Origin of the sequence: Microvirga sp. ACRRW (assembly GCF_022346925.1) — a bacterium.
Classification (GTDB): domain Bacteria; phylum Pseudomonadota; class Alphaproteobacteria; order Rhizobiales; family Beijerinckiaceae; genus Microvirga.
The window spans coordinates 195,925-214,452 of the sequence record NZ_JAKRNJ010000006.1; the positions used below are offsets into that span (position 1 = coordinate 195,925).

General features: G+C 56.1%; 15 protein-coding genes. 7 read left to right on the forward strand and 8 right to left on the reverse strand.

All coding sequences use genetic code 11. From position 1 onward, the window contains the following. Positions 1–600: 600 nt before the first annotated feature. A complete protein-coding gene (locus MHY87_RS15165) occupies positions 601–1,512 on the forward strand; it encodes a hypothetical protein (RefSeq protein WP_239353142.1) in 912 nt (303 codons plus the stop codon). Between the two features lie 37 nt (positions 1,513–1,549). Here the strand turns inward: MHY87_RS15165 and MHY87_RS15170 are convergent, their stop codons facing one another. Continuing rightward, on the reverse strand, positions 1,550–1,957 hold the full coding sequence (locus MHY87_RS15170; RefSeq protein ID WP_239353144.1) for a helix-turn-helix domain-containing protein: 408 nt from the start codon (positions 1,955–1,957) through the stop codon (positions 1,550–1,552). 288 nt (positions 1,958–2,245) lie between these two features. Between MHY87_RS15170 and MHY87_RS15175 the strand changes: the two genes are divergently transcribed. Then, positions 2,246–2,875: a hypothetical protein gene (locus tag MHY87_RS15175; protein WP_239353146.1), complete on the forward strand. Its 630-nt coding sequence runs from the start codon at positions 2,246–2,248 to the stop codon at positions 2,873–2,875. Between the two features lie 236 nt (positions 2,876–3,111). On the opposite strand, the gene MHY87_RS15180 is transcribed toward MHY87_RS15175, so the two are convergent. Beyond that, entirely contained in the window at positions 3,112–4,125 is a 1,014-nt protein-coding gene (locus tag MHY87_RS15180; protein ID WP_239353148.1) for a LysR family transcriptional regulator, read from the reverse strand. Positions 4,126–4,327: 202 nt separating this feature from the next. Here MHY87_RS15180 and MHY87_RS15185 point away from each other — a divergent pair, with 202 nt between their 5' ends. Genes MHY87_RS15185 through MHY87_RS15195 form a run of 3 tightly spaced genes read left to right on the forward strand, consistent with a single transcriptional unit; the run spans position 4,328 to position 9,773 of the window. Further along, a complete protein-coding gene (locus MHY87_RS15185) occupies positions 4,328–5,080 on the forward strand; it encodes an ImuA family protein (protein WP_239353150.1) in 753 nt (250 codons plus the stop codon). Further along, positions 4,998–6,500, forward strand: a complete 1,503-nt coding sequence (locus MHY87_RS15190; RefSeq protein WP_239353152.1) for a DNA polymerase Y family protein — start codon at positions 4,998–5,000, stop codon at positions 6,498–6,500. The genes MHY87_RS15185 and MHY87_RS15190 overlap by 83 nt, the downstream gene beginning before the upstream one ends. Before the next feature lie 18 nt (positions 6,501–6,518). Continuing rightward, positions 6,519–9,773, forward strand: a complete 3,255-nt coding sequence (locus MHY87_RS15195; RefSeq protein ID WP_239353153.1) for an error-prone DNA polymerase — start codon at positions 6,519–6,521, stop codon at positions 9,771–9,773. Positions 9,774–10,581: 808 nt separating this feature from the next. Here MHY87_RS15195 and MHY87_RS15200 read toward each other — a convergent pair. From MHY87_RS15200 to MHY87_RS15225, 6 genes are all read right to left on the reverse strand, one after another. Continuing rightward, the gene (locus MHY87_RS15200; protein WP_239353155.1) at positions 10,582–11,523 is read right to left on the reverse strand and encodes a hypothetical protein; all 942 of its coding nucleotides are present in this window, start codon (positions 11,521–11,523) and stop codon (positions 10,582–10,584) included. Positions 11,524–11,725: 202 nt separating this feature from the next. After that, positions 11,726–13,246: a phosphomannomutase/phosphoglucomutase gene (locus tag MHY87_RS15205; RefSeq protein WP_239353156.1), complete on the reverse strand. Its 1,521-nt coding sequence runs from the start codon at positions 13,244–13,246 to the stop codon at positions 11,726–11,728. A 35-nt stretch (positions 13,247–13,281) separates the two neighbouring features. Further along, a complete protein-coding gene (locus tag MHY87_RS15210) occupies positions 13,282–14,028 on the reverse strand; it encodes an NUDIX hydrolase (RefSeq protein ID WP_239353157.1) in 747 nt (248 codons plus the stop codon). A 142-nt stretch (positions 14,029–14,170) separates the two neighbouring features. After that, positions 14,171–15,364: a sugar MFS transporter gene (locus tag MHY87_RS15215; RefSeq protein WP_239353158.1), complete on the reverse strand. Its 1,194-nt coding sequence runs from the start codon at positions 15,362–15,364 to the stop codon at positions 14,171–14,173. A 43-nt stretch (positions 15,365–15,407) separates the two neighbouring features. After that, positions 15,408–16,619, reverse strand: coding sequence for an alcohol dehydrogenase catalytic domain-containing protein (locus MHY87_RS15220; protein WP_239353159.1), 1,212 nt, complete (start codon positions 16,617–16,619; stop codon positions 15,408–15,410). A gap of 30 nt (positions 16,620–16,649) precedes the next feature. Continuing rightward, the gene (locus tag MHY87_RS15225; protein WP_239353160.1) at positions 16,650–17,684 is read right to left on the reverse strand and encodes a Gfo/Idh/MocA family oxidoreductase; all 1,035 of its coding nucleotides are present in this window, start codon (positions 17,682–17,684) and stop codon (positions 16,650–16,652) included. A 381-nt stretch (positions 17,685–18,065) separates the two neighbouring features. On the opposite strand from MHY87_RS15225, the gene MHY87_RS15230 reads away from it, so the two are divergent. Further along, positions 18,066–18,251, forward strand: coding sequence for a hypothetical protein (locus MHY87_RS15230; RefSeq protein ID WP_370644948.1), 186 nt, complete (start codon positions 18,066–18,068; stop codon positions 18,249–18,251). Further along, positions 18,252–18,482 (forward strand): hypothetical protein, encoded by a 231-nt coding sequence (locus MHY87_RS18990; protein WP_370644949.1) that lies wholly within the window; start codon positions 18,252–18,254, stop codon positions 18,480–18,482. It abuts the gene before it with no gap. Positions 18,483–18,528: the final 46 nt, after the last annotated feature.

Here is an 18,528-nt window from a genome sequence, read left to right on the forward strand (position 1 = left end):
GCCACATTGAATAGTGCTTAGGGCAACATATCCAAGGCTCTTCAACAGCATTTCCACAAGCTTACGCGCTCATGTGGTCAGTACATGTGCCTCCAAACATGGATCTTGAGGGAAACGTATGGCGCTCTTGATCTCCCCCGCCTTGTAAATTTGTTAAACGTGCAAAAGTAGTAGCGGTCTTGCAGCTAAGGTCTGACGGTTTGACACTCACCTTGTAATTGCAGGCGAGGTCGAGATGACTGGCGGCAACGAAGTCCCAAAGGGGATCGAACCACCCATCGTAGAGGCACCTCCTCCACCGAGCGGTCTTATGGCTCGAATGCGATGGGCTTATTGGACCATCTATCGCTGGTTTCGACCGCTTACCGAAAAAGAGATCTCCGATAGGCTCAAATCCTGGCGGGAGGAATACAGTGCGCCAGATCCAATGATCGGACTGGAGCCATATTCATCGGGCGTGGGCGCAGAGAGATGCTGCGTGATGAGGATTCCTGGTCTTGGAGTGAGATGCAGCACGGAACCGTCCAACGATAGAGAATGCCGAGCATTAGCGTGGAAGTACCATGAGGATGCCGTAGCCCACTTCTACGGAGATAGACCGTGCGTAAATTGTCAGCCGCTGCGCTAGCCATCCAACTCACAGCCCGAACCAATGTCATCCTAAAAACCTCTTTTTTGCTCGTTCCCTTTTCTCTTGGTGGCTGCGCGACGGTTGTTCCGTCATTCGATGTGCCGACAGATCCCTCGACCGAAAGTCCAACGGTCAAATCGATCGTAGACCGAGTGACATGCGAACTGGCCAACCTCGTCACGCCGGGCGCACCTAACGAAACAGATCTTCTCACGGGGCAATACGAAGTGGCGGTTCAACTCGACTTGACGGTCAATGACACCGGTGGTCTCTCGCCTTCTCTGGCGTATATCAGCACGGGCGCACCCTTCATATTCAATGCTAACGCCAAATTTGAAAAATCCAGAGAGCAGTATTTTTCACAGAAACTCTACTATTCGCTCCTCGATCTGCGGCAAGAGCTGGATGATCGAGAAAAGGCATTCCGCAAGGGAAGCGCGACGAGGCTCATGACTGACTGCTCCAAAGACATTGAGACCAATCTCGCTGGCGATCTCGGCATCAGGCAAGTGGTCGATATGGCTCTTGGCGTTAACTACGGAAGGACGACTGCGAAGATGTCAGACAAAGGAGCTTTCGGAGGCTCTGTGAACTTCACAGTCACGAAAAATCTAAGCGGAGTTGGCCCTACTTGGGCGTTGACCCATTTCGTTGGCCCCGGTCCGCTTGCTTCAGCCTCAGAGGTCAACATCGATAAGCTTACGTACGCATTTGCGATCGCGGAGAAGCCGCTCAACTCGAAACAGCTAGCAGCACGCAAATTACAAGGACAGTTCGCAAGCGGAAGATCCGCGACCAATGCAGCAGCGGAGCAATTTGTGCAGCAACTGCAAGTTAATCAAATCAGCACGCAGCTTATGACCATTCGAGCACTACAATGAGATGGCCCTCTGGAGCCCTGCCGGCATTCGCATGCATTCAATTCAATCGGGTATCTGCTAGTCCTTTAATCTTCAGGATCATCTCCACCAAGTCCACGATCTTGCGCTGGATCTGAATGTCTTCGACTTGAGCAAAGGCCCTAATCAGGCGAACGCCCTCCGTTGTCGAGATGACTCTCCCTAACTCCTTGTCCTCGCCACTATCGAAATTTGCATCGCTGACGAGGCCAGCGAAGAAATAATCAATATCGACCTTTAGGATCTGACTGATCTCCAGGAGCCTGGAGGCGCTCACGCGGTTTGTTCCCTTTTCGTATTTCTGGACCTGCTGAAAGGTAAGACCAAGGGAATCTGAAAGCTTTTCCTGACTTATATTCAGTGCAATTCGTCTAGCTCGAATTTTATTGCCTATTTGCCTATCGATATCGGTCGTCGACTTCTTCATTAAACCAATCCGCACCTGCTTATTGCAGGACACTCGGGCGAGACGGGGCAAAAAACGATAGGATCCGGTCGACGTCATCCGTCAACCGCTTCCGCTCTTCTCCGGGCATAAGGGCAATCTGTTCGGCCACATATGCCTGGATACGCGGCCAATCAGCACCAAAGCGTTCCACTGCGTCCCGGCATAAATCAGCCAAGCTGATTGTTGTATTACTATTACGTTCGGTCATCTCCCCTCCGGTGTAACACTGGTGAAATACCGCCCCTCACAATAGCACCTTCAAAGCCTATGGAGTGCCGTGTTTCCTGCCCGTCAGTTTGTGTAGGGGGAAACTTCATGGAACAGGTTAATCCAAAAGCCGGCCAGCAAGACAATCTTATCCGGGTTGAAGTCGTCACGACGCCTGAGCAGCTCCTTCACGCCCAGGCAATCCGGGCCATTTGCTTCATGGAGGAGCACGGCGTCAGTGCCCGTCAGACCTATGACGGCAATGATTATCAGGCGACCCACATCATCGTCTATGCCGGGGATGAGCCGATTGGGACCGCAAGGATTCGTTGGTTCAAGGATTTCGCCAAGATGGAGCGCACCAGCTTTCGGAAGGCCTGGCGGAACCCTCGCATCATCAAGCGCGGCGCCGAGTTTATTTTCGAGCATATCAGCCGCAAAGGCTATGACTGCGTCATCACGCATGCCAAGCCGCCTTATTCGGTGCTCTGGCAACGGATGCTGGGGTTCAAGCCCGCACCTGGCAAGGAGCCTCTTCTGTTTGAGGGACACGACGAGCCTTACATCGAGCTCGTCAAAGAACTCACTCCGTCCCAAAACGCCATCACGCCTGCTTCCGATGTAGCCACTCTCTTCCGTGTGGAAGGCTACTGGGATGCTCAATCCGAGTTCGAGATGGTGGAAACATGAGCACCAGTCTTCATCTCAATCCTCCTGACTTGGACCATGCCGATATGGATACAGTCGTGGACTACTTTCGCTCCCATCTTCAGCAGGTCGTGACCCTGCACACAGCCATGTTCCAACGGCTGCTTTTCGAAGGAGAAGGCGTGCCGCTCGAACTCGCTGAACTCTTTGACGATGCAGGCAACACCTACATCTCGCTCTCCGAGAGCATTAGCAAACTCCATGTCCAGAGAAATTGGTCACAGATTGAAGAGCAGCTTGATGCCGGCGTCGAACCTGCTCTGCGGCGGATCAAGGCGAAGAGTCGGATGAAACCAAGGGTTCGTCGGGCCAAACATCTCGCTCAGCCAGTCAAAAACAAGGCGCACCGGACGCGAGTTTAGACGTTCCGTAAGCGCGATTGCGTATAGGGGTACGGAGATCTTAACATCCAATTCTAGCGGGAAGGCATTGGGCTCAAGGAGTGTATAGCTGCCAAGGAGCCCAATGCCGAGACCCGCTTTGACAAGCATTCCGTAAGCCATCGAGTTGTCGCAGAAATGCGCGATCTGGCCTTGCGAGACAGCCCGGTTCCAAGAATCCCATAGGCCTGATTTGGCCATATAAAATTCAGATTGCAGGAACAGATGATTCTGCAAATTCGAGCGCGTTGGGACACCGTAGTGCTGAGTGTAGGATTTCGCAACGATTGGAATGAAGTGAAGGTGCCCCAGCTTCTGCACGAAGACATCCGATCCTTCGATCGGACTGAAGCCGATCATCATATCGGTTTGATTGTCTCTTAGGCTTACGACATTAGCCGGGCTCTTCAGGTGGAGTTGGATCTTTGGATACTCGTCGGCAAATCCGGAGACTGCCGGCGCGACGAAGAAGGTATTCAGTCCATCCGTGATACTAATTCGAACAATGCCTTCGGCATCCTTGTTCTCGGCCCTCAGATCATTGCTAAGAGCGAACAGGGAATGATCGAGTGTAGTGAGAGCCTGTGCAAGCGCCTGCCCTTTCGCAGTGAGCTTGACCCCATTCTTTGTCGGGACAAAGAGCTGAGACCCCATCAGGTCCTGTAGTCGCCGAACCTGACGTCCAACGGTCGGCGGACTCGTGTTGAGGATTTCTGCGGCCCGGTTGAAGGACTTCGCCTTTGCAACAGCAAGAAAGACGCGCAACTCACCCCAGAAGTGGCCGCTCAGGATATTCTCGTTGTCGAGAGGAGAACGAATAAGCTCTCGCTGTTCGGGATCGAATGGCTTCATTGGTTCTCAATAGAAAAAGCAAACCCTCAGGTTGAGAAACAAAATTGCATAACTCACTTAGAGCTGCAAATGACACTTCGTGTGATCATCGAATCCGTGCTTTTCCCCCGAAATTCACAGGCACTTCTGCGTGTATTTGACTCAGCGACAAATGAGAACATAATAGGAACATCCTCAACACGAACTTGAATTGGCGCGGATCATGCATGCCGGGCAACGGGACAGGCTTGCCGATTTACGGCTGCGGATTGCGCGATTGGAAAGCGGGCACGGCAAGGGAAAGCCTCTCCCCTTCAGGCTTCCCGAACTCGACTCCCACCTTCCCATGGGCGGGCTGCCTCGCGGAGCTCTGCACGAGATGATCGAGGCGGGGATGGCTTCCGAGTTCGCGGGAAGCACCACCCTGTTCACCGCCGGGATCGCGGCCCGCCTCAAGGGACCTGTGTTGTGGTGCCTGACCCGTCGCGATCTGTTCGCCCCTGGTCTGCTGCGGGCGGGTCTCCATCCTGACCGGGTCATCTATGCTGAGGCCTCCCGTGACCGGGACATCCTACCCCTCGTCGAGGAAGGCCTCCATGAGAAGGGACTTGCCGCCGTCGTCGGCGAAGTCACGCGCATGGGACTGACGGCATCGCGGCGGCTGCAACTCGCCGCCGAGGCGTCCGGCGTGATGGCCCTGATCATCCGTCGCTGGTGGACCGTCGCCGAGAAGGATCTGGTCGCCATTCCCACCGCAGCCACGACCCGCTGGCGGGTTGCCCCTGCCCCATCCGAACTCATGCCGGCGCCCGGCCTTGGACGGGAACGCTGGCAAGTCGAACTCCTGCGCTGCCGTGGCGCCGAACCCCGTACCTGGATTCTGGAGGCCTGCGATGCGAAGGGTCGTCTCGCTCTACCTGCCGACCTGGCCGACCGATCGGATCAGGCGGCGCACCAGCGAGCCGCCGCGCGATGAGCCTCTGGTGACCGTGCACACCGTCGGCTCGCGCCGGGTCGTGCGCGCGGCTTGCGCGGCTGCGCAAGGGATTGGCCTGCATGTCGGCATGGCGCTCGCGCAGGCACAGGCGCTCGTTCCCAACCTGCACGTCGTCGATGCCACGCCGGACGAAGACGAAGCCTCGCTGCGGGAGCTGGCGCGCTGGGCCATCAACTACTCGCCCGTGGTATCGCCCGATCCACCAGACGGACTCTGGATCGACATTGCCGGCGCAGCGCATCTGTTCGGCAGCGAGGAAGAACTGCTCCGGGATCTGATCAGCCGCCTGACACGCCAGGGCATCGGCGCCAAAGCGGCGGTCGCCGATATTCCGGGCGCGGCCTGGGCCGTTGCGCGTTACGGCGCGGGTGGTGTCGTGCCGACGGGCCGCGCCGTCGACGCCATTGCAACCTTGTCGATCCGGGCTTTGCGGATTTCTGCCGAGAAACTCAGTCCCCTACATCGGCTCGGCATCGAGCGCATCGGCCAGCTGGCCGCCATGCCCCGCGCACCATTGGTTCGACGCTTCGGCCGGGATGTGGCGCTCCGTCTTGATCAAGCGCTGGGTCATGCGTTTGAGCCGATCACACCGCTGATCCCCAAGGAGACGGCGACGGCATCGCGGGCCTTCGCGGAGCCCATCGGCCGGATCGAGGATCTCAAGAGTGTGGTGCAGCATCTGGCGAAGGATCTGTGCCGGCAGCTGGAACGCCGGGGAGAAGGCGTGCGCCGTCTCGACCTCCTGGTGCAACGCGTCGATCAGAAGAGCGCCTGCCTGCGCGTCGGAACGGCTCAAGCCAACCGGGATACGGCCCATCTCGCCAAGCTCTTCGACGAGCGCCTGCAAACGATCGATCCCGGCTTCGGCATCGAGGAGATCATCCTTGTCGCCGGCAAGGTTGAGCCGCTGCAGGACAAACAAGTCCAGGTGCGAGGCCTTGGCGAGGACGACACGGGTGAAGCGGATATCGGTCGTCTCGTCGACCGTCTCGGTGTCCGCATCGGCATGAGAAAGGTCTACCGTCTCGCACCCGTGCAGAGCCTCGTGCCGGAGCGCATGGCGCGCAAAATCTCGGCCTTGGCACCGCCGACGGGCTCTGTCTGGCCAGAGACCCTGCCACGGCCGACGCGCCTGCTTGATCCTCCTGAATCCGTGGTCGCGACGGCGCTTCTTCCCGATCACCCTCCCCGCTTCTTCGTCTGGCGCAGGGTCCGTCACATGGTCGCCAAGGCCGACGGCCCTGAGCGCATCACGCCGGAATGGTGGAACGGCGACAAAGGCTCAAGCGCCCGGGACTATTACCGCGTCGAGACCGAGCAAGGCGGACGCTTCTGGATCTTTCGCGATGCGCCGACCGCCGAGGGTGGGCGCTGGTGGATGCATGGTCTTTTTTCATGATGGAAGGTTGTTTTGACAATGTATGCTGAACTTCAGGTCACGACCCATTTCTCGTTCCTGCGCGGCGCCTCGAGTCCGCAGGAATTGTTCGAGCAGGCCAAGCTTCTCGGCATCACGGCGCTCGGCATCACCGACCGCAACTCGCTCGCCGGCATCGTGCGCGCTTATGAAGCCTCGCGCGAAACGGGCATCCGCCTCGTTGTCGGCTGCCGGCTTGATCTCACCGATGGCACATCGCTTCTCGTCTATCCGACGGATCGTGCCGCCTATTCACGTCTGTGCCGGCTGCTCAGCATCGGCAAGAGCCGCGGCGGCAAAGGACAATGCCATCTCACATGGGACGATGTGGTCGCGTGGAACGAGGGTCTTCTGGCCGTTCTGTTGAGTGATGAAGCGGATGATGAACTTGCCTACAACCTTGCTCGTCTGAAACAGACCTTCGGCAACCGCGCCTACATGGCGCTGATCCGGCGCTTTGCCCCCAACGAGCATCTACGGCTGCATGCCATCGAACAGGTGGCACAAGCTGCGAGAGTGCCGACCATCGCTATGGGCGACGTGCTCTACCACCATCCGGAGCGCCGCCGCTTGCAGGATGTCGTCTCCTGCATTCGCGAAGGCTGCACCATCGACGAGGCTGGGTATCGGTTGGAGCGCCATGCTGATCGCTATCTCAAGGATCCAACCGAGATGCAGCGCCTGTTCGAGCGCCATCCGGAAGCCTTCCGGCGCGTTCGAGAGGTCTTGGACCGCTGCACGTTCTCGCTCGATGAGCTGCGCTACCAGTACCCATCCGAAACAGAGGCCGGCGAGACGGCACAGGAGAAGCTGGAGCGGCTCACCTGGGAGGGCGCGAAGAAGCGCTACCCGGACGGCATCCCCGATGTGGTCGCGACAACCTGTCGGCATGAGCTGCATCTGATCGAAGACTTGGGATACGCGCCGTACTTCCTCACGGTCCATGCCATCGTGAGCTTCGCCAGGTCACGCGGCATCCTGTGCCAGGGACGCGGCTCGGCGGCTAACTCCGCCGTCTGTTTCGTGCTCGGCATCACCTCGATCAACCCCACCGAGCATGATCTGCTGTTCGAGCGCTTCGTCTCCCAGGAACGGCGTGAGCCGCCGGATATCGATGTCGATTTCGAGCACGAGCGCCGTGAGGAAGTGATCCAGTGGATCTACGATACCTATGGCCGCCATCGCGCGGCACTGACAGCTGTCGTGTCGACCTACCGGGCCAGAGGTGCCGTCCGGGAGGTCGGCAAGGCGCTCGGCGTGCCCGAGGATGTGACAGCTGGGCTCTCCAGCCTCGTCTGGGGCTGGGGCAATGACGGAGTGACCGAGAAAGAGGCGAAAGAGCTCAATCTCAATCTCGACGATCCGCGCCTGCGCATGACGCTGGAGCTGGCCTCCGAGCTGATTGGCGCCCCGCGTCATCTCTCGCAGCATCCAGGAGGCTTCGTGCTCACCCAGGATCGTCTCGACGATCTCGTGCCGATCGAGCCGGCGGCCATGGAAAACCGTCAGATCATCGAGTGGGACAAGAACGACATCGACACCCTCAAGTTCATGAAGGTCGATGTGCTGGGGCTCGGCATGCTCGGCTGCATGCGCCGCGCCTTTGATCTCCTGCGCGACCACAAGGGCGTGGACATGGACATCGCCACGATCCCGGGCGAGGACAAGGCCACTTACGCCATGATCCGGAAGGCCGATACGGTTGGCACGTTCCAGATCGAGAGCCGCGCCCAGATGGCGATGCTGCCGCGCATGAAGCCGAAGACCTTTTATGACATCGTCATCCAGGTCGCGATCGTCCGTCCTGGCCCGATCCAGGGCGACATGGTGCATCCGTACCTGCGCCGCCGCGAAGGTCGTGAGGCGCCGGAATATCCACGCCCCGAACTCGAGCGCGTCCTGAAGAAGACGCTCGGAGTGCCGCTGTTCCAGGAGCAGGCCATGCGCGTCGCCATCGAGTGCGCCGGCTTCACACCGTCGGAAGCCGATCAGCTCAGGCGTGCCATGGCAACGTTCAAGCTGACAGCCGGCGTCTCCAAGTTCCGCGACAAGCTGATCTCCGGCATGACCGCGCGCGGCTACGATGCCGACTTTGCCGAGCGCACCTTCAAGCAACTCGAAGGCTTCGGCTCTTATGGCTTTCCGGAGAGCCATGCGGCGAGCTTCGCTAAGATCGCCTATGCCTCATCCTGGCTGAAGTGCCACCATCCAGACGTGTTCTGCTGCGCTATCCTGAACGCGCAGCCCATGGGCTTTTACGCGCCCGCCCAGTTGGTGCGGGATGCTCAGGCTCATGGCATCGAGGTACGCCCCGTCAACGTCAACCACTCGCGCTGGGACTGTACTCTGGAGCCAACCCGGAATCCGGGACGCTTCGCAGTCCGGCTCGGACTGAGGATGGTGCACGGTCTTTCCAATGCGGATGCTGCCATGATCCCGATTGCCCGGGTGGAGCAGCCCTACACCTCCATTGAAGATCTCCAGTGGCGTGCCGGGCTTCCGGCAGTAGCGCTTAAACGTCTCGCTGAGAGCGACGCCTTCGGATCTCTCCGTGACGATCGCCGTAAGGCACTTTGGACTATCGAAGGCTTGGCAGACGGCGTCCTGCCCTTGTTTGCGGCAGCAAACGAACGGGATCGTGCCACTCGGCCCGAGATCATCGAGCCCTCAGTGGATCTCGTGCCAATGACGGAGGGGCGCGAGGTCGTGGAGGATTATCGTTCCATCGGCTTGTCGCTACGCCGGCATCCCGTGTCCTTTCTGCGCCAGGAGCTGACCGGGCGCCGGATCCGATCCTGCGCCGATCTTCAGCACGTCCGGGACGGACAGCGGGTGACGGCGGCGGGCCTGGTTCTCGTCCGTCAGAAGCCCGGCTCCGCCAAGGGCGTGACCTTCATGACGATCGAGGACGAGACCGACGTCGCTAACCTCGTGATCTGGTCCGCCGTTTTCGAGAAGCACCGCCGGCTGATCCTGTCATCCGGCATGATCGGCTGCCGCGGCCGGCTCCAGCGCGAGGGCGACGTGACCCACCTGATCGCCGAGCACTTCATCGATCTGTCGGATCTTCTGCGCTCGGTAGCAGACCGTGACAGCGAGTTCCGTTTGCGGAGCGGACGTGGTGACGAGGCAAAGGCCGGCACACGGGATTGGGTTCGCAACGGGCCTCGTGACGATCTTGAACGACCGGACGCTCACCAGGCCGAGCTCTACCATGACGCTGTCATCAGGATTGCATCACGCAACTTTCGCTGACGAGGGATCAACTAGGATTACGCTCGCTGCAACGATTTCGGACAATTCTTGACAACTCTAGAAGGCACTTTCTGAGAACATTCTGCCACTAAAGGTGCTATATAGACGTTCACGTAGCTCAGGCTTCACTTGCCTCGCGGAGTTCCGGCAAACCAACCTCATAATTTGATCTGCACAAATCTGAGCCATCACGGCTTACGAAATGCCAATAAGGATATCCTGGCATCTTATAGATCGAGTAAAATTGAAATTTAACTCAGCTTGGGAGAAGAACTGCGCTGGCCCGGCCTTTCGCCGGTAGAAAATGTCTGCAATGCTTTTACCGTTGACGCGTAAGACACATTCCGTTTGCGATCGTATGTGCAGGTCTCAATTGAATTACTGAGGAAGTGAATAAAATGCAGAGCACTTTCCCAATTCTTCCATCCTTAACGTCCGTTACACCAATCAAAAATGCGATATTTGAGACAGACTTGATGCCTTTGTTCAATGCTATGGAAACAGCGCTAGGGCCTATCGATGTCCGAGACCACATGAAGGTGGACATCAGGATGCCACGAGGAGCCTTACACTTCGGATATGCGTCTGCCATAGGCAATATGCATTGGGAGCCCGCCGAGATCAGACTCATAACCTCATCAGGAACGGTATTAATCCTCGTGATCTTGAGTGACTTCAGCGACCTTTCCCATCTTCAGAGCAAGCTAACTCATTGGAGTAGCGAAGAGGCAGACTTTGTCATCAGGATCGACGGGATTTATTTGTCTCTCTGCGCCTTGCGCCACCTGATTATTCAAGTTCTTAACTGTTACGCGCCATTCTCAGTCAGCGTGACCACGACTGAATGAAGACTTCCTGGAGCAATCTCAATTTGATTGGGATCACCTCCATCCACCTGTCGAAAGCGAACGTCTCCGTAAACATAGCATTGATGTAAGGTCTGTTTTGAATCGGCAGCAGCCTTCAGAGCAAGTGAGAGGAGCTTCCATCGCTTGGCGGCATTGAGTGCCTCGTAGGTGATGAAAGTTGACAACCTGCACTCGGTGCCATCAGCCAGCTTTGGGCGAGCCAAGAACCGAATTGCGTAACCGTTCCTGAAGGCTCGTACGTTTGCTCGACCGTAATATATTCTATTGTAGCGATGATGAGGTGTACAGAACATCGCGAAAGTAAACGCGCTCCTGTAAGTCAAACTGAGCCCCGCTAAGCGCAATCTTGTGTCGCGCAACTCCTCGTCGCTCATTGCTTCGAAGCAACGGACAACCTTTTCAAGATTGCATGTTTCAGGAAGCCGTTCCCGAATGAATCTTACAAGCGCTTGGCGGCGCTCCTGAGCGACGGTACCTCTTAGAACCCCCTCAAGTCCCGTCCAATCGTGATCGGCCGCATCCCCGTCTACCGTCGGGTCGAACACTGATATAAGTTCGCTACGCTGTAGCCCATTTACTCTTGGAAGGCTCTCATCAGCATCGATCTCTTGGACAGCCTGATCGAAGATCACCCATGGGCATCCATCCCAGTGCGGGTCCTTGCTAAACCGGAAGTGGGGGCGGCGATGGATTGGATCAATCCCCATAATCCTCTTGTAGTTCACACCAAAAATTCGGGGATTTCCATTCTGGCGACATTCATCGTGAGGACAGCGGAAATGCAGATCCCCTGCCCCGCCCCTCTCCAACCAAATGTAATGGGCATCGGTGATCTCAACAACCGCATCAACCTCCTCACAATAAGCTTTTGGGATACTCATCACATATACCTACGACTCTGTCGTGTAAGTAAATAGCACATCTGCTCTTCTCGACCGCTCCAACCGCAGCTTCAGCTTGTAGCCTCTAGCTTCAAGCGTCGTGTTCAAACTAGCAATTGGAGACTGGCATGAATGTCATGTGGCAATGTCGCGTGAAGGACTACAGAACCGATTAGCTGGGCTCTGAAAGTCGGTCGACCTATCAGATCGATTGATTATAGGCGCCGACTTCCGGGTTCTGGCGAATGACACTGTCAATTGCGCTGAACATCTCGTGCATCCGCAATTTTGATACGGGACTCTCAATGACTACGACCAGCTCAGGTTTATTTGAAGAGGCTCGGACAAGGCCCCAAGTACCGTCCGAAGTTGTTACACGAACTCCGTTGACAGTAAGAAGCTCACTGATTGGCTGCCCCGCAACCATCTCCCCGATTTCCTTCATTGTCGTAAAGCGCCGCATAATCCGTTCGACCACATCATACTTGACCTCATCCCGGCAATAAGGAGCCATCGTAGGGGAGCTCCAGGTTTGAGGCATTTCCTCATATAGATCTGCCAATGTCTTACCGGGATTTCGGTCGAGCATATCCATCACAGCAATTGCGGTGACGAGGCCATCGTCATACCCACGCCCTATGGGCGCATTGAAGAAGAAGTGACCAGACTTCTCAAAGCCGGCCAATGCCTTCAAGTCACGCACACGACGCTTGATGTAGGAATGGCCAGTTTTCCAATAGTCAACTTCCGCTCCGAGCTGCTTCAATGCAGGATCGCTGGAGAACAGACCCGTCGACTTCACATCAACCACAAATAGCGAAGGACCATGTATCTTTGCGAGATCCCTTGCAAGCAATACGCCAACCTTATCCGCAAATAGCTCACGACCCACGTTATCGACAACGCCACAGCGGTCGCCGTCACCGTCGAAGCCAAAAGCAATATCCGCACGATGAGTCCCTACTGCCTCTCCCATCGCATGAAGCATAGCCATGTCTTCGGGGTTGGGGTTGTAGCGGGGAAAGGAATGGTCAAGCTGGGTGTCGAGTGGGATCACCTCACAGCCAAGGGCTTGAAGAATGGCTGGTGCAAAAGCGCCAGCTGTACCGTTTCCACAAGCCACCACAACCTTGAGCTTGCGATTGATCTTAGGTCGCCTGGTCAGCTCATCAATGTAGTATCTCGCGAAGTCCTCGTGGAAATAATATGATCCACCGCCCGCCAAATCAAAATCGCCCGAGAGCACAATCTCTTTAAGCGCTGACATTTCGTCCGGTCCGAAGGTGACAGGCCTCTCAAAACCCATCTTAATGCCAGTCCATCCATTCTCGTTGTGGGAAGCGGTCACCATCGCGACGCAGGCGCAATCGAGCTTGAATTGAGCGAAATAGGCCATCGGCGAGAGCGCTAGACCAATATCATGCACCCTCATTCCGGCGGCCATCAGACCCGAGACGAGCGCCATCTTGACCGCAGACGAGTACCCCCGGAAATCATGCCCGGTAACAATTTCCATTGGCACCCCTCGGCGGCGCGCCAGTGTACCGATCCCAATTCCAACGGCCTGAGCGCCCATTAGGTTAAGCTCCGGCGCATTTGAGGAGCCATGGCAACCAAACCACCACCGTGCATCATATTCACGAAAGCCCGTCGGCTTCACCAGGGGCAGGCTCTCAAAGTCAGCACTGTTCGGGAGAAGGATGGGTCGCACTCGCGGGTACACGATTGATTCTCCATCCATAGCGTTAGAATCCATTATCAGGTACCTCTGCGCATTTCCGGTTCCAGCGAAAACGCTGAGCGCAAGTAAGACAGCATGAATGCAGGTATCCGCGCTTCATCAAGGTCTTTATGGTCCCGTACGATATGGAGGCGCACCAACTCGGGATCTCTCTGTTGGGCCAATCCGCGTGTCACCTTCGCAACAATTTCCTCGGCTGTACCTTTGGCTCGCATCGGCTTCATACATGCGATTCGAGGTCCATCGAGCACAAGCGTCCAGCCTGCTGCCGGAACAACGTCATTTGACGATAAGGTCGTCTCTTCGTGGAGCTCACGAAAGGCGCTTGCCTCCAAGTCCACCTTTAAGCCCATGACATCCGCGAGATCCGGCGTTCCAGCTGGAAACTGAATGCGACCCGGGAGAGAGGTTCCGGTACTCATCTCGCCGAGCAAGAATGCACCGTCATCCGATATTAGAGCCGCCATTGCAAAGCAATTGCGGATTGACGGATCCGGCCACCCAAAGTCACGCCAGGCTGAGAACGACTTATAGTCCGTCTCAAGGAACGTGCCGCGAAGAACACGCTTCTCTCCGGATTCCGCAACAATCTGATGTTTATCCAATAGCAGCACACGCCCGTTAAACTGCGCAGGATTACGAGCTAGCAATCCCTGCCAGTGAGCGTCTATTTCGCCCGCGAACTTACTCTCGAAGTCCCAAGCACGTGGAGCAAAATCGAAGTCAAGTTCGTCGACATCCAGTAGAGTTGTATTGATTATCATTTATCTTACCTGCCCCGGATTTATTATAGACTGCGACGCATATCATGGGTGCTCCGCATCTAAATATTCGAACTACCACAGTCTCCGCGCTTCTACCTGATCGGCTTTTCGCAAAGTCTTGAGACCGTCTGACATTCCCGTCTCAACGAGACGGCGTTGAAATTGGTATTGACCAAAGGGTCGCTGCAGTCGCGAGTGTACAGAACAGCAAAACTGCCATTCCGAGATCGGTTGTAGATGTAATCCACCCCTGCAAGGCCGGCATTATGATTGCTCCGAAAGCACCAGCCGCCGCCATATATCCAGTGACGGATCCTCTGTTATTGGCAAAGAGATTGGAAGCGGACGCGATGAGGATCGGATAGACGGCTGCTAGGCCCAGGCCGAGCAGTACTGCGCTTACGAAAATCAATTCAATCGAGGAGAATGGCAAAACCATTGCGGCAGCTCCTACTGTCGAGATGACGATCGAACCACGGATGACCGCTCGCTCACCACACCTTGCCGTTATAAATCCTAGAAAGAACCGTCCCCCGGTCATCGCGAACCAGAACGCCGACGTAACAAGTGCAGCTTGTTGGGTACTGGAGTTGGTGAGCTTCTGAGTGTGGCTATAGAGCCAGTCAGCAGCCGTAAATACCGCGCCGCTGTTCAACATGATGCCACATAAAAATGGAAGTAATGTTAGGCTGAGTGCCCGCGAAGCGTGGCCTTCATTAGCTTTTCGGGGCGCCTGCCGATTCTGTACTAAATCCTTTGTAGTGAGGGAGTAAAGCGCGCCAGCAACAACCACCATGCAAGCACTGATGAAGTAGATGAAGTGGATTCCTTGACCACGAAGCAACTCGACGAACCAAGGGCCAACCATGCCCCCCAGGCCATAAACACCCTGCAGCACTGTCATGATGGCAGGCGCACGTCCTGCATATACCCGACCGATCACAACTTGCGGCGCAAGGTTGTAGGCGCTGTGACCTATGCCCCACACCACCGCTGAAAAGATCGCGAGCGTAAAGCCATTGAATGTCACCATCGAAAGCCCGATAGCCATGGTTAGGCCGCCAACAAAAGCAAGGATACGTAGATCATGCTTGTCAGCAGCCCCTCCAAGCGCGAGGAAGCCGGCAAACTGGCCTAATTGGCGACCGGACCGAAGGATGCCAGCCGTTGCCGCTGACACCCCAATCACAGCGGCTACATCACTAATGGTTGGCCCAATGATAGATGAAGTCAGCCCGAAAATGAAAAACGCAAGCGCACACGAGGCCATAAGACTGTGTGCAAGGATTGGGCTTATATCCTCGGCATTAATCGGCGCGCCTGCTGATGACGACATCTGCTATTCCTAAGCTCTAATTAGAGGATCGTTCGAGACCATGTTAAGCGACGCTAGCGCCTACCCAGCGTCGGTGTCCCGCATCATTAATCTGAGTATAATCGGGGGCGTCCGCTGCGAGTATCGTTGCGAATGTATTCACTTGATATAGGCAACTGACAGGCAGATCTGCCTGAGTTGTGAATACGCCATCAACGTGGATACCGAGATGCTGCATCTTGCGCGACAGATAGCCAATGCCCCTCAGCTCCATTTCGTCGGAATTTTCGAAATAATGCGGCAATATAATGCACATTGAGCCGAGCAAAGAGGGAGAAACATTGGGGCCAACAGCCTCCACAATTCCAACTCCCTCATGGCCAAGCACTAGTCCTGGGCGTAAGTCCGCGCTTTTTGTTCCGCGCAGAACGCGCCGATCTGTTTCACAAACGCTGAACCGCTTCATGCGCACGCGAGCTGTTCCGGGAGCAGGCACAGGGATCGGATCAAACTCAGACAGTTCAATAGATCCGCGGCTCGCGCCGGCTATCACGCGGCGGTCAGATTGAGCTGGATGATCCAGCCGGAAGACGACCTTCAAGTGGCTTTGATAGAGTTCTCTATCTTTGATCATCTGAACAATGGCAGGTACGCTAGTACTGCTAGAATCGATCAATGCGCCATCGATACCTTCAACAATTCCGGTTTGGACGATCTTGTAAATTCTCGGATTTGCCGCAAGGAGCGCCAACGCCTCTCCAATCTCTCCAGGGTGATATCCAGAGGATCCGACCAGGCGAATGTTCCTTGAAACGGTTCGTACTTCTTCGTTTCGGTGGATTGTCTCGAGGTCGTGACCTTCACAATTGGGAAGCTCATCTCGGCTCTTGTGGTTGATCCCCGAGAAAAGGATCACTGTACCTGCATTCCCTGCTGTCTCGATGGATACCATCGAGGCTTCCGGATCGCTAGTCGCGACAACTGCGAGATCAGAAGTCGCTATTGTTTGTGAAGAGCTGTGAAGCGATACGAACGGCAACAGGCGTTCAAGCAGGATACGCCGCGCCGGATCCGGCTCAACTACCTGAATATTCGCGTTCCAGAAGCGGCTTCGAACCTGGATGACATGTAAAACGCCGATCGGTCCACCGCCGAAGATGGTTATGGTTCTCGGGTTCAAAAATGGCGGAAGCCTCTTATATGCGTGAATGACACACGCTAGCGGCTCAGCCAATACGAGTAGATCTGTGTACTCTGCCCGACTCAAAGTTTGCATCTTTCCCTCCATTTTCTGTGAATTCATGCGCTATTGTAAGCTCACTCGACAGCTTTGCCGGGCGCTTAAAACAGCGGCCTCAATGAGTTCGACGATTTCTCTTGCGGAACTTGGCTCAACAGGAAGCGGCCCACCGTTCGTGATGGCGTCTGCCATCATCAAATAGAACGTTCGCCATGAGCCAGCCTCTGGTGTTACAGAAGTCCGTCCGCCATTTGGATCTATGCGGATTCCCCACCCGCTCTCGGGCTCTATCCCGAAACCTTCGGCGGAAGGATCCATCGAGCGACGGATATGGACTTCCTGAACATCGAGACCTGGCTTCAGAAACGATCCTTTTCGACCATTCACACGATAGCGGTATCCGCCATCTGCCACGATCGAATTGGCGGCTAGCGATATTCTGAGTGGACCTTTTCCCATCCAGATCTCGAAGCCATCGTCTACGACGCCACCGGATCTCTGAATGAATACGTCAGCTTGGATCCATTCAGGTCTTCCAAATAATTGGACAGCCTGATCGAGAAGATGCGGGCCCAGATCGTAAAGCAGACCAGCTCCGTGACCTGGCTGTTCACGCCATCGATCTCGCACTTCGATGCGGAATCGGTCCCACCGTGCGTGGAACGAGAAGATCTCACCGAGAGAACCAGATTCAATCTGCTTTCGAACCGTCAGATAATCGCTATCCCATCGCCGATTGTGATAGCAGGAAAGCTTCAAATTGCGGCGATCCGCAGCTTCGATTAAGCGATCAGCCTCGCTTGTCGTTACGCAAAACGGCTTATCAATAACAACATGCTTGCCTGCTTCGAGAGCCGCCATAGCCTGTGGGAAGTGCAGCTCGTTCGGCGTTGCTAAAACGACCAAGTCTATGTCGTTCCGAACCAAAAGATCTTGGAAGTCCGTCGTCACATCTACAGTAGGCAGATCGTGAGCGATTTGCTCACGCCGCGACGACACGACAGCACGAATAGTCATGCCGGCGGCACGGATTAGCGGCGCGTGCAGATATTGTCCCGCTAAACCGTATCCGGCCAATCCTACAGAGAGCGGCGAAGCCATCGTCTTCCGCCGAGCTAATACGGAATCTATTTTGCTTCCTGACCCGATGCTCATCACGACCGCCTTGCCATACCCAAACATGCTCTTGGAGACCTCCCAAAAGCTGTAATACTATTTAGCTGGCAACTAACCCGCGCTCAACCTACAGTCAAGTGGCAGATCGCTATTTTAACTTTCGGTTGCGAGTGTCCCGCCCTGGTCTCGATTACTCACGTGGAATAGCGTACGATTTCAGAGGGCCTTCTAGCGACCGGCTAGAAATCCGGCATTGGGGCCTGAGCGATCAGCCCCAGCCCCGTAGACTTCCCGCACGATAAACTGTGAGCAACGGATCCGGCCCTATGCCGATGCCCATCGGATCGGGATGAGTAGCAGGTGACGGTGGCGGGCCTTGTCCTCGTCCGTCAGAAGCCCGGTTCCGCCAAGGGCATGACCTTCATGACCATCGAGGACGAGACCGACGTCGCCAATCTCGTGATCTGGTCCGCCGTCTTCGAGAAGCCTCGCCGGCTGACCCTGTCGTCGGGCATGATCGGCTGCCGCGGCCAGCTTCAACGCGAGGGCTGAGTGACCCACCTGATCGCCGAGCATTTTCTCGACCTGTCCGATCTCCTACGCTCGGTGGCGGATCGCGGCACCGAATTGCGTCTGCGTAGCGGGCGAGGAGACGAGGCAAAGGCCGGCACACGTGGTTTGCTTCGCAACGGAGCAAAGGGCATTCTCGAACGGCCGGACGCTGCCAATGCAGAGTACGAACAGGACGCTGTCATCAAGGTGGCGTCGCGCAACTTTCGCTGACGAGAAGATCGTCCAGGAACCGCGCTCGGCACGTAACCGGTACGCT